9 protein-coding genes and 1 pseudogene are annotated in these 12,411 nt (G+C 36.9%); 7 read left to right on the forward strand and 3 right to left on the reverse strand.

Going from position 1 to position 12,411, the window contains the following annotated elements; all coding sequences use genetic code 11:
* From ACFIL3_RS07930 to ACFIL3_RS07955, 6 genes are all read left to right on the forward strand, one after another.
* Positions 1–555: ABC transporter substrate-binding protein (locus ACFIL3_RS07930; protein ID WP_375682031.1), on the forward strand; the 555-nt coding region annotated here is incomplete at its 5' end.
* 361 nt (positions 556–916) lie between these two features.
* The gene (locus ACFIL3_RS07935) at positions 917–2,533 is read left to right on the forward strand and encodes an ABC transporter substrate-binding protein (protein ID WP_375612275.1); all 1,617 of its coding nucleotides are present in this window, start codon (positions 917–919) and stop codon (positions 2,531–2,533) included.
* A gap of 110 nt (positions 2,534–2,643) precedes the next feature.
* On the forward strand, positions 2,644–3,717 hold the full coding sequence (locus ACFIL3_RS07940; RefSeq protein WP_375612276.1) for an ABC transporter permease: 1,074 nt from the start codon (positions 2,644–2,646) through the stop codon (positions 3,715–3,717).
* A gap of 2 nt (positions 3,718–3,719) precedes the next feature.
* Positions 3,720–4,649 carry an ABC transporter permease gene (locus ACFIL3_RS07945; RefSeq protein WP_273790732.1) on the forward strand — a complete coding sequence of 310 codons (930 nt, stop codon included), beginning with the start codon at positions 3,720–3,722 and terminating at the stop codon, positions 4,647–4,649.
* A complete protein-coding gene (locus ACFIL3_RS07950) occupies positions 4,642–5,526 on the forward strand; it encodes an ABC transporter ATP-binding protein (protein WP_273790733.1) in 885 nt (294 codons plus the stop codon). Before ACFIL3_RS07945 ends, ACFIL3_RS07950 begins: the two co-directional genes overlap by 8 nt.
* The gene (locus ACFIL3_RS07955) at positions 5,513–6,295 is read left to right on the forward strand and encodes an ABC transporter ATP-binding protein (RefSeq protein ID WP_273790734.1); all 783 of its coding nucleotides are present in this window, start codon (positions 5,513–5,515) and stop codon (positions 6,293–6,295) included. Before ACFIL3_RS07950 ends, ACFIL3_RS07955 begins: the two co-directional genes overlap by 14 nt.
* 591 nt (positions 6,296–6,886) lie before the next feature.
* On the opposite strand, the gene ACFIL3_RS07960 is transcribed toward ACFIL3_RS07955, so the two are convergent.
* From ACFIL3_RS07960 to ACFIL3_RS07970, 3 genes are all read right to left on the reverse strand, one after another.
* Positions 6,887–7,105, reverse strand: coding sequence for a hypothetical protein (locus tag ACFIL3_RS07960; RefSeq protein WP_375612277.1), 219 nt, complete (start codon positions 7,103–7,105; stop codon positions 6,887–6,889).
* Positions 7,083–7,670, reverse strand: a complete 588-nt coding sequence (locus ACFIL3_RS07965; RefSeq protein ID WP_375628227.1) for an autotransporter outer membrane beta-barrel domain-containing protein — start codon at positions 7,668–7,670, stop codon at positions 7,083–7,085. The genes ACFIL3_RS07960 and ACFIL3_RS07965 overlap by 23 nt, the downstream gene beginning before the upstream one ends.
* Before the next feature lie 124 nt (positions 7,671–7,794).
* The gene (locus ACFIL3_RS07970) at positions 7,795–11,481 is read right to left on the reverse strand and encodes a right-handed parallel beta-helix repeat-containing protein (RefSeq protein WP_375668629.1); all 3,687 of its coding nucleotides are present in this window, start codon (positions 11,479–11,481) and stop codon (positions 7,795–7,797) included.
* A gap of 706 nt (positions 11,482–12,187) precedes the next feature.
* Here ACFIL3_RS07970 and ACFIL3_RS07975 point away from each other — a divergent pair.
* Positions 12,188–12,411, forward strand: a pseudogene (locus ACFIL3_RS07975) (hypothetical protein); the annotation flags it as partial.

Genomic DNA, 12,411 nt, shown 5'->3' on the forward strand with positions numbered 1-12,411 from the left:
AAACTTGATATTGCAAAAGCCAAGCAGCTTTTAGCAGAAGCTGGTTATCCGAATGGATTTGAGGCAAATTTTCTCGTGTCAAACACTCCTTATACTTTGTTACTTGCTCAGTCACTCCAGGATAGTGCTGCACAGGCGGGCGTACGTCTTAAAATTGAACGTGTAGCAGGTACACAGTTATTTTCAAAAGTGGATGCTCGAGCTTTTGATACGGCTTTTATCGGATGGAATAATGATTCTGCGGATCCTCATACCATGGCTTCACGTCTTATTTTCAATCCAGATAATCGTTTTGAGGCTAGAAATACAGCCTATCCTAGTTGGAAGCATGGGTATTTTGATGCTAAGATGAATCAAAAAGTTGAAGAAGCGTTGTTTCAAAAAAATCCGCAAAAACGAGCGCAACTCTATGCTGATTTACAACGTGAATTAATGCAAAAAGGACCTTATGCGTTTATCTTTCAACAATATAGCGTTGTCGCGATGACGCCTGATGTCAAAAAATGGGTTTGGAATAGTGCACCGCGTATTTTTTATAGTAAAATTGAAAAATAAGTGTGTCTTTTTAGTGTTATCAAAGCTAAAAAGAGCTTAATCATAATTGCATGATGAAAATATTCTCCCATATAAAGCTCTTCAGTTTTTTTAGGATGAAACTGTGAGGGATGTTTGTGTAGTAGCAGTATATAATTAAGATCGTTTATAGGGAGCGATGAATATAGAAAGTTATATTGGGGAGGATCTTTGTTTATGGTTATAGATTCTCTGCATCCCGAATATAGACTGATGTATAAGAAAATTATTTTGTAGATGCTTAGTTTGATTAAATGAAATTGATGTCTAATGCTATGCTATTTAAGCAAAATCACAATCACTTTGTGTGAAAAGGTAGAAGAATACAAAAGGAAGAGATAAAATGGGAAAACAAAGAATATTGAAAAAAATTTCTATTTTATTAAGCTCAATCATTTTTTTTAATGGGGCTGTAACAACGGCATTCAGTGCCTCATCTAAAGATATATTGGTAATGGCATGGAATATTGATTCAATTAGTAGTTTTGATCCAGCGCAAACTGTTGAGGTTGTGACGAGTGAGTTATTAACGAATATTTGCAGCGCGTTAGTGCAATATGATGAGCATGATCCTACAAAAATTCGCCCTGCTATGGCAAAATCTTGGGACGTTTTAGACAATGGCAAAAGAATAGTCTTTCATCTTCGTGATGATTTAAAGTTTAATGATGGAAGGATGGCTACAGCGCAAGATTTGGTATGGTCGATGCGACGGATTATTAAATTAGGATTAAGCTATGCTCAATCTTTAATGGATTATGGGTTTACCAAAAACAATATTGAAACAAATATTCAGGCTCTTGATGATAAGACTTTACAATTAAAATTAGATAAACCCTATCCTATTCAGCTCATATTGACTGTTATTGGACAATCTTATGCTTCTGCTTTGCTTGATCGGAAAACAATTGAAGCACAGAGTATTAACGGTGATATGGGGAATAAATATTTAGCAACACATACAGCTTGTGTTGGACCTTATAAATTGGTGAGCTGGTCTCCAGGAGATAAAGTTGTGTTAGAGGCGACACAACATTATTGGGGCGATGTGCCTAAAATTAAGCAGATTGTTGTGCAGCATGTAGCGGATTCATCAAGTCAAAGACTTCTTTTGGAAAAAGGTGATGTGGATATAGTGCGTGATCTTTCTTCAGAGGATATTTTAGATCTTGAAAAAAAAGGAGGCCCAGTCAAAATTAGTCGTGTTTTGCGTCCGCAGATTATTTACTTATCGTTAAATAATAAGAATGCAATTTTTGCGAATGAAAAGGTCAGATTGGCACTTCGTTATTTGGTTGATTATGAAGGTCTTGGAAAAACTGTTTTGAAAGGGATTGCTATTCCTCGGGCAACTTATATGTCTTTAGGTGTTCCAGGTGCTTTAGATGAAAAAGAAGGTTTGCCTTTTCAGTTGGATTTGAAAAAAGCAAAACAACTGATTACTGAAGCTGGTTATCCTAATGGGTTTAAAGCTAATCTTTTAGTTGGAAGCCTTAGTTATATGTCGTCTGTTGCACAGTCTATTCAAGCCAATGCACGCAAAATTGGTGTTGAGCTTACAATTGAAAAAATGGCACAAAATCAATTGTTGAGCCGTGTACGTGGTGGAAATTATGATACTGCTATTATGGGGTGGGGGAGTGCCGATCCTGATGGACATCCTGCTTCATTAAATCACGTGTTTAACCCTGATCCAACATTTACAAAAAAGCACAATATGTATTTAGCTTGGCGCGCTGGGTATTATGATGAAAATATTAATAACATGGTGATGGATGCTTTGTTTGAGAAAGACCCCAATAAGCGTATCATGCAATATCGTACTTTACAGCATTATGTGCTAGAGCATGGTCCTATGGTTTATTTATTTCAGACATATTATACCGTTGGTATGGGGCCTGATGTCAAAAAATGGATTTGGAACAGTTATAGACTTTATTACAATGAAGCAGAAAAATAAAAAGAAGCATGTTATAGAAAAGGATTGTAGAACATGCTTAATAAGAGATTGTTTTGTTATATAAAAAAGTATTTGCTTTATGTTTTGTCGCTACAGAGGGGATTTTTATAATGGTTTTGCCACTTTCAGAGACTGAAAGAGCTGTATCAGAAAAGCAGAAAAAATTATTTTTATGGGATTTTTTATGCAAAGGATTGAAACTTCTTATTTCAGTTTTTATCACATTGCTTGGGTTGGTGACGATCACTTTTTTTCTTGGTCATCTTCTTCCTCTAGATCCGGTTCTGTCTATTCTTGGTGATAATATCAGTCAGGAAGCTTATGATGCAATGTATTATAAGCTGGGTCTTGATAAGCCGTTGATTGTCCAATATTGGAAGTATCTTCATAATGTATTTTTGTTTGACTTTGGAGATGCTTTAACTTCTGGGCGACCTGTTCTAGCCGATATTATGCGTGTGTTTCCTGCAACATTAGAGCTTGCAACCGTTGCTATTGTTATTGGCACAAGTCTTGGAATTCCATTTGGTGTTTTTGCAGCAATGTATCGCGATTCATTTATTGATTATGTTGTCCGTGTTTTTACACTTGTAAGTTATTCTACTCCAACATTTTGGCTCGGATTAATGGCGTTGTTAATATTTTACGCCAAGCTTGGCTGGGTTGGTGGCCCAGGACGACTTGATTTTCTTTATGAATATTCTTTTGAACCAAAAACAGGATTTTTCCTTTGGGATACTGCAAGCCAAGGACAATGGCAGGCTTTTGGTAATGTTTTTAGTCACGTTATTATGCCTGCTTTGATCTTGGCTTTCGGTGCTATGGCTTATATTAGCCGTATGACTCGTGGGTTTATGATTGAGCAGCTTAATCAGGAATATATCATTACTGCACGTGTAAAGGGATTATCGTGGGCGCGAACCGTTTGGGGGCATGCCTTTCGAAATGCTGCTGTTCAAATTATTACCGTTGTTGCACTTTCTTATGCTTTTTTATTAGAAGGGGCTGTTTTAACGGAGACAGTTTTTGCTTGGCCTGGTTTTGGACATTACTTGACAAATGCTCTTTTAGCCGGAGATATGAATGCAGTTGTAGGATGTACTTTACTTGTAGGATTTATCTTTGTCGCCATTAATTTATTTTCTGATTTGCTTTATCGCATTTTTGATCCAAGGACACGTTGAATATGACAGTAAGTAATCATCATAAATCGCAATCATCATCTTCTTTGGGTAGTTGGTTAAACGATCCTGTTCCAAACTCCATAATTCAAGCGAACATACAAAGAATTTATCACGCACTGGCTAAGTTTTTTCATAACTTTTCGGCTGTATTCGGTCTGCTTATTATTTGTATTATTATCATATGTGCATTTTTTGCTCCTTGGATTGCTACGCATGATTTTCTTAGCAATGATCTGGGGCATCGGTTGCAGCCACCCTCTATGGCGCATTATTTTGGAACAGATGAATTGGGACGTGATATTTTTAGTCGCCTTGTTTTTGGTTCCCGTATTACTCTTTATGTTGTTTTTCTTACAACAGTTATTGTAGGTCCAATAGGGCTTATTGTTGGAACTGTATCTGGTTATATGGGCGGATGGGTTGATACTGTGCTCATGCGCATTGTCGATATTTTTCTTGCTTTTCCAGGTTTGATTTTAGCTCTTGCATTTTCAGCCGCATTGGGACCAGGGATTGAAAATGCTTCTATTGCAATTTCAATTGCAGCATGGCCACCAATTGCACGTTTAGCACGTGCTGAGACTTTGACAATACGTTCTTCTGATTATGTTTCTGTAGTTCGCCTGCAAGGGGCCTCTGCTTGGCGAATTATTTTGTTTCATGTTGCGCCCATGTGTATTCCTTCAGTGATTGTACGATTAACTTTGGATATGTCTGGAATTATTTTAACGGCTGCTGGTCTTGGTTTTTTAGGGTTGGGAGCTCAACTTCCAAGTCCTGAATGGGGTGCGATGCTTTCTTCAGGGCGGGAATTTATGATGACAAATTGGTGGTTGGCGGCAATACCAGGCTGTGCAATATTATTTGCAAGTCTTGCTTTCAACCTTTTAGGTGATGGTCTTCGTGATGTATTGGATCCACGCAATGGGTAATAAATTATTAGAAGTAGAAGATTTACGTATTTCTTTTCCTACAACGCGCGGCATTTCAGAAGTTGTGCGTGGCGTTAGTTTTTCTGTTGGAAAAGAAAAAATTGGAATTGTTGGTGAATCCGGATCTGGAAAATCGATGACTGGGCGCGCAATACTAAGATTGAGTCCAAAAGCAGCCATTGTTAAAGCTAAAAAAATGCGCTTTGAGGATGTTGATTTATTGGCCGCAAGTGAACCTCAGATGCGAAAAATCCGTGGGAAACGTATTTCAATGATTTTACAGGATCCCAAATATTCACTTAATCCATTAATACGGATCGGGGAACAGATTATGGAGGCTTACCGTATTCATTACCGTGTTTCAAAAGCTGAAGCGAGGGAGCGCACCATATCTATGTTAGAATCTGTTCATATTCGTGATCCTGAACATGTGATGCGTCTCTTTCCTCATGAAATATCTGGGGGGATGGGGCAGCGCGTGATGATTGCAATGATGCTCATTCCAAAACCTGATTTAATTATTGCTGATGAGCCAACATCTGCACTTGATATTACGGTCAGACGACAAGTTTTATCTGTATTAGATGAACTTGTGACAAAATCTGGAACGGGACTTATTTTCATTAGTCATGATTTAAATATGATTGCTGATTTTTGTGATCGTATTTTGGTGATGTATGCGGGCCGTGTCTTAGAAGAGTTGCCTGCTTCTGATTTGTCTCACGCTTGTCATCCTTATACAAAGGCGTTGCTCGCGAGTTTGCCACGGCTTGATAATCCAGTTGATATTTTGGCTGTTCCTGAGCGTGATCCTGATTGGTTGTATAATCCTACGATTGTTAATGGCGTTGAGGAGGTTCCTCATGACAAATTGTGAGAATATTATTGATGTTTCTAATTTATCTGTAACTTTTGGGCACAGGCATAAGGCAGTAACAGTTGTTAAAAATGTTAATTTTCATATTAAGCGTGGTGAAGCTTATGGTTTGATTGGTGAATCCGGATGTGGAAAGTCAACTATTTTGAATACATTGGTGGGGCTTATTCCAGATTATAGTGGAAAATTCCTTTTTGCTGGACAAGAAGTTGAAAAGAAAAGAAGTAAGGATTTTTTACGCTGTATTCAAATGGTTTTTCAAGATCCTTATGCTTCGCTGCATCCAAGAAAAATGGTCCATACGGTTCTTTCTGAATCGCTCAAAATCCATGGAATGGATAATCAAAGAGAGCGGGTGGAGGATGCTTTAGATTCCGTTGGTTTAGATTCTTCATTTCTTTATCGTTATCCTCATGAGTTGTCTGGAGGGCAGCGTCAGCGTATTGCTCTTGCACGTGCTTTAATTATTGAGCCAGAGGTGTTGTTGCTTGATGAGCCAACATCTGCATTGGATGTGTCGGTACAGGCTGAAATTTTAAACTTGTTGAAATCACTGCGCGTGAGAAAAAAGCTTACTTATTTAATGGTATCCCATGATCTTGCTGTTGTTGCACATATTTGTGAACGTGTTGGAATTATGCATAAAGGGATTATTCTTGAAGAGCTTAGCAATGATGAATTGCGTAATCTACATGCGCAACACGATTATACAAAGGAGTTTTTTGAAGCAAGTATAGAGCCTATTGTCCATAGAGAGCAAAGAGCATGATCAATTTTACAGAAGAGAAAATGCAATTTTATTTGTTTTGAAGTTTCTGGAGATGTTTGGCGGCATTGTTAAGAGGGAAGGGGATAATAGGATTTTTTCAGTATGAATTTTCTGGGCAGTGTTTGAGCTGTAATATTTTAAATCCTATTAGAACTTCCATTTTGAAATATATGAGTGACTTATAACATACATCCCTTTGTTTGATATTATTGCATTATTTTTTACTTATCATTTTATGTTCAAAAGTTTTATTTTGGAATTTTAAGCATTAAATTCGTGAGAAATAACAAACGATAGTAATGTTGTATTTTCTAGAAAAGCTTCTCATTATTTTACAATATCATTTTGTTTTTGGTTGTTCTCTTTTTTACAGTTTTATTCTTTATAAAAAGAATTTTTTGTAAAAAACATCCAATGGTCAATGACTGTCTTCAAATATTTCGCTGTTCTCTATTTAAAAAAGCGCTTAAAAACAGCTTATAATAAACCAAAAAGGCAGCAATATGCTGCCTTTTTGTTAAATTGAATAGGCTATTTTTACAGTCTTGATTTAAAACTGATAGAGTATTCCTCCTGAAAAGCTTGCACCACTTATACCAGTTTTTGAAGCTTTTGTTGATAGCTGACATCACCATGAAGGGAGAGGTTAGCGGACAATTGTGGGCCACCTTCAACGAAACTTCCCGAGGGGTCACATTTATAATACTTATCAATATGGAATGTCTGATCATCACCAAAGGTTTTGATTAAGTTTACTTTTCCATAGAAAGACATAGGACGGCTGTTTTCAGTGGCAATGGTTTTTGTCAAACGTCCACCAACACGGGATTATCCATTGAGAAGGATTTTGCATCTTAATGGTCAGATTATCAGCATCTTTAATGGTATCAAACATCAAATGTTGATAGGCAAGCTGTGCCTGCGGTTCGAATGTTACGCCTTGGATACCCGTTGCAAATTGTTTGCTAACAGTTGTGGAGATCGCCAACATTTTTGCATTTTTCAATTTTGTGGTTGTACTAATGAGGGCATTGGTGATCTTTCTCTTTAGGAATCCATAGGATAAACAGCGTATCAAGATAGAAACCACTGTCACGCTGTTTACTGCCATAGGCGGTGAGTGAAATGACCATTTATTCAATATGCTCTTACTTGCTGTCTTGCATATTCTTTGGAGTGCAAAGAGAGTTGTCCATAGGTTTCTATAAGACCAAAATGTGTTGTAGATATTTTTCCCTTCTAGCGCGACAAAGTTAACACCTCCTTGTAGAGAAGCATAACGAAGATGAGCACTGCTATAACCATATCTACTAGAAGTACTACTTATCAAAAAATAAGCTTCCTGTTTTTCCATAGGTATATAAGAAAAAGCCATTCCGTTTGTCTTATTCTTTCCTTAAGACAAATGTCGCATATTGGTTAACAGTTGCATTTTGCTTAGCCATATTGGTCAATCCAGCGTACAAGAGAGCATTGGGGCTTGATCAAATAGTTTGTATTTATGGCACGATGGTTTTTACTTTTGAGTCGCTATCAAGCAGTACTGGTTGTAAGCGAAAATCCCAGAAATTTTTATTTTCTCCTAAAAGGTTTTGTTCAGCATTTGTTTTACTGTGGTTTGATTTTGGTCCATAAGCTTTCAGTATATATTTATAAGGTGAACCACTTATTGTGATATAGTCCTGTGCAAGTTTGAAAGAGTTTTGATTTACTTTCCCAAAAACTTGAATGAGTGAAAGACCACGTGCACTGGTAAGAGCAGAAGCGTCTGCTTTAATATTGTTCTTTTCTAAATGTCCAGTGATATAAACCAGTGTAGTACCTGAAACATCACCGTGAATCAGAAGATGGTCAGCTTTTTGTTTGTTTATGGCAGCACTATCACTCCATTCGACGTTGAAATGAATTTCTGCTTTTCCTGTAGCATTGTAGACTTTTTTAGTATTTGGTCTGCCAGATCCTATGTGCAACGTGTGATAATGATTTTCAGTTGGCTCTTCAAAAACAATAGAGCTGTTATTGATGTTAAGGACAGAAATATCAGAACGTGCTCTTTGAGCAATATCAAGCAGTTTTTTGTTCTGGCTTTTTTTATTTGTGCTTGTTTTCAATGTCCATTTCGTATTGTTTTGCAAATCAAAGACTGTTTTGAATTTTTTTTCAGTGCTCACTTTGCCGTCTAAGATGGAGCGATCGGCGTTTAGTGTAAAAGTGAAATCATTTTTTTTCGTTGAAGCTTCGGTTACTAATAAAACATTGGCACGGATTTCTGAATTTTTGAGATTGGCTTTACCAATTGATTCATTTGCATTAATTCCAGTACCGTTTTTAATATGAAGTTTTGTATTGGTTAAATTGATTTCTGATGTTCTATTGTTCTTAGACTTTTCAAATGCGATACCTCTATCTTCTGCTGTGGCAGAAACATTTGTTACATCAATATGTCCATTATTATTTACAACAAATGCACTATTTTCGGCAATTATTGTCCCTCCACTCATTTTGATTGTGCTGCCATTTTCTGAATAAAGTCCGATCTCAGCATTTTTAATCGTTGTATGGCCATATAATTCAACTAAACTGCCAACATCTTGGCTTTCCGCACCGAATCCGTTATTATCTGCTGTTATTAGAGTAACATTCGTGGCTTTAATATGTCCGCCGTTTCCGGCAAATAATGCAGTAGTTTTACCTTGTACTGTTCCTCCCGTTATGGTGATGGTGGATTTTGAGTCTTTTGCATAGAGCCCACTGTCATCAGATGATGTAATTTGAGCATTGTCAGTTAAAGTAATAGTACTGCCGTTTATGGCAGATACTGCTGCACCTTTTGCGTTAAATGATCCTCCAGAAACTGTTATTTGAGAACCATTATCTGAAATTATGCTATTGATTGCTTGCGGAACGGTTACATTTTCTAAAGTAATGGCACTTCTTCTTGCAATTATTGCATTGATTAGTAGTGCATTATCCTTACGATTTAATATCGTTACATCTTTCAGTTTGTTATTGCTCTTGTTTTTTAACAAGTGAACGCCTGCTTCGGAAGCAGTAATGGTTCCTCCGATCATTTTGATTGTGCTATCGTTTTGCGCATCAATTCCGATTTTAACGTCACTGATCGTTGTATTGCCAAGCAATTCAATCACACTGTTAGAGCCAGAGGCAGCTGCACCAGCAGCTACACCACTGCCATTATTAGTTGCTTTTAAAGCAACATTTGTAACCGTAATATGGCCACCTATGTCTGCTTCTAAGGCTGTATATTTTCCTGTCACGTTTCCTGTTGTCATTGTAATTGTGGATTTTGAGTCTCGTGCATAGAGGCCTGCTTCATCATGTGACGTAATTTGAGCATTGTCCGTTAAGGTGATACTGCTACCGTTTTGAGCACATATTGTTGCATAGCTTGAATCAAATGATCCTCCAGAGATTGTTATGTTAGAACGATTATTTGCAATTACGCTGTTGCCTGTTTGAGTCACTTTTACATTTTTTAAAGTGAGACCACTTTCTTTCTCTAGAAGAATTCCTTTGCCTGAATTTTTATCTTTACCGGTTGATATTATTACATTTTCTAGTTTACTTTCGGCGCTCTTACTGTTCACGAAGCCAACACCAGTTTTAGAAGTTGTAATAGTCCCCCCAATCATTTTAATTACGCCACCGTTACTTGCCACAAGCCCAACACCAGCATTCTTAATCGTTGTATTGCCATATAATTCAATCATACTATTAGCGCTATTGACTCCTGCGCCTATTATAGGAACATCAGTGACCTTGCCCCCATGTTCATTTGTTGTTAGAGCAACATCCGTGACCTTAATATGTCCACCGTTTTCTGCGACCAACGCTAATTCTCCGGTTACTGTTCCTCCCGTCATTGTGATGGTAGAATGTAAACCATTTGTGTAGAGTCCTTTGCTATTCGATGATGTTGATGTAACTTGAACGTTACCTTTTTTATTGCTGGTTAAAGTAATGTTGCTGCCGTTTCCAGCGTATACCCCTACGTTTTTGCCCTCAAATAATCCTCCAGAAACCGTTACTTTAGAATGATTATTTGCAACTATGCCACTTTTTGCCTGCGTAACTGTTACATTTTCTAAAGTGACGTTGCTTTCCTTGTCGGCACCTATTCCTGTGATTTTAGGCTCTTTATGGTTACTGCCCGATATTTTCACATTTTCTAGCTTGTTTCCATTGCTCTTACTATTATAGAAACCAGCGCCGGTTGCAGAAGCTGTAATGGTCCCTCCGATCATTTTAATCATTCCACTGTTTTGTGCATGAAGACCGATTACAGCATTCTTAATTGTTGTATTCCCATGCAATTCAATCACGCTGTTCGGACCGCCGGCGACAACTGTTCCGATTTTATCATTCGTCGCAGTTAACGCAACATCCGTGACCTTGATATGTCCACCGTTTTCTGCAACCAACGCCATTTTTTCTGTGATTACGCTTCCTCCCGTCATTTCGATTGTGGTTTCTGAATCTGTTGCATGGAGTCCAGTGCCATGAGATGATGTAGTTTGAACATTGTTAGTTAGAGTTACGCGACTGCCATTGTAAGCAGATATTGCTGCCTTTGTGGCATCAAATGATCCTCCCAATATCGTGATTTCAGATTTATTATTTGCTGTAACGCTATTCGTTGCCTTAGTCACTTTTACATTTTCTAAAGTGACTTCACTGTCTTTGTCTGCAAATATTGCAAAAGTTAGTGGAGCTTTGCCTTTGCCACTTGATATTATTATATCTTTTAGCTTGTTTTCAGCATTCTTACTGTTCAAGAATTTAGTGCCAGTGTTGGAAACTGTGATAGTTCCCCCAGTCATTTTCAGTGTAGCACCATCCTTTGCTTCAAGACCGAAGAAAATGCTAGAACCAGTTCCTTTAATGGTTGTACCATCCAGTAATTCAATCGCAGTGTTAGAACCTTCAGCTGTTATAGCGTGCGCATTTGTGCCTATGTTGGTGTTTGTTTTTTTGTTTCCGATTATCGTCAAATGCTTGCCGATAATTTGACCACCTTTTTTTGCGTGAATAATTTCGTAGGTTTCGTTGGAAACTTCTTTTTTATTTTCTGAAATTTCAAGATTTTTAGCTTGTGCATTAAGATTGATACCAGAAAGTACAACTGCCACAATTGCTGTGCAGGATAGAAGAAATTTTTTAGGCATCAGTCTACTCCTTTTAAAGCCCCCAACATTCATTTTCCCGCTAACTTCATAAGCAGAAGTGGAAATAGATATTGCTTTTATTTTAATAACACAGCACTTTGATATTTTGTTTTGCTTTTTTTGTCAAATTTAAAGTTGTATTTATGTTTAATTATGTAATATTAAATTTATTTCATAATGTATTTTTATATAATTATATTTTAAAAATAAGTTTTTTATTAATGGTACATATTATTTTATATCAATATTCATTTATTTTAATATTTATTGATGTATAATTAAAGAAATACAGTTATATAAAATAAAGTAAAAAATATAATATAATATAAATAAGAATATTAGTGTTTTTAATGTTTTATATTTAGTGGAAAAAGGTGAAATTAGAGTGGATATGTGATAATTGATTGTTCTTACCTACATTATGTATCGAATGAGTTTTTGACAGCAAAAATGAGAGAAGGCTTTAATAGAGCGTTGAGGGTTCTTTGAGTGCTCAGTGTCTTCTTTGAACGAATGAAATATAAAAATATACAGAATCCGCTGATAAGCCACAATTTCCGAAAGGCTACATACTATACAAAACTCCGTTGGATGTAGTTTGACATTAGGTTTTGTACTAAGTGGGAAGAGGTGAGATTAGTTAGAAATACGTGATAATTTATTGTTTTTATGGTTATTTTTTACCATTAAATGCGCGTTTTGTAAAATGGCATGGGGCAAGGACCATCCCGTTTTAACAAGCGCCATTATCAAAACCATTGCCGCCCTGATGGCTTTTAACATTGCTCTACGTGTGTTGCGCTTTACCATGACTGGCGCACACGTCTTGGTTTATTTTGGTGCTGATACCACTACCATCACCAAATGGAAAAACATCATTGCTGCTGCTTTTGATCTCTCTTCCCATTGGCAAAAGTTTAAACAAGGACT

It is taken from the genome of Bartonella sp. CE47NXGY, from assembly GCF_042195415.1.
Lineage (GTDB): Bacteria > Pseudomonadota > Alphaproteobacteria > Rhizobiales > Rhizobiaceae > Bartonella.

What these genes read in the sequence shown, in the direction of transcription:
- ACFIL3_RS07935 (WP_375612275.1), top strand. Translation starts at nt 917, where the DNA reads ATGGGAAAACAAAGAATATTGAAAAAAATTTCTATTTTATTAAGCTCA.
- ACFIL3_RS07940 (WP_375612276.1), top strand. Translation starts at nt 2,644, where the DNA reads ATGGTTTTGCCACTTTCAGAGACTGAAAGAGCTGTATCAGAAAAGCAG.
- ACFIL3_RS07945 (WP_273790732.1), top strand. Translation starts at nt 3,720, where the DNA reads ATGACAGTAAGTAATCATCATAAATCGCAATCATCATCTTCTTTGGGT.
- ACFIL3_RS07950 (WP_273790733.1), top strand. Translation starts at nt 4,642, where the DNA reads ATGGGTAATAAATTATTAGAAGTAGAAGATTTACGTATTTCTTTTCCT.
- ACFIL3_RS07955 (WP_273790734.1), top strand. Translation starts at nt 5,513, where the DNA reads ATGACAAATTGTGAGAATATTATTGATGTTTCTAATTTATCTGTAACT.
- ACFIL3_RS07965 (WP_375628227.1), bottom strand. Translation starts at nt 7,670, where the DNA reads ATGGCTTTTTCTTATATACCTATGGAAAAACAGGAAGCTTATTTTTTG.
- ACFIL3_RS07970 (WP_375668629.1), bottom strand. Translation starts at nt 11,481, where the DNA reads ATGCCTAAAAAATTTCTTCTATCCTGCACAGCAATTGTGGCAGTTGTA.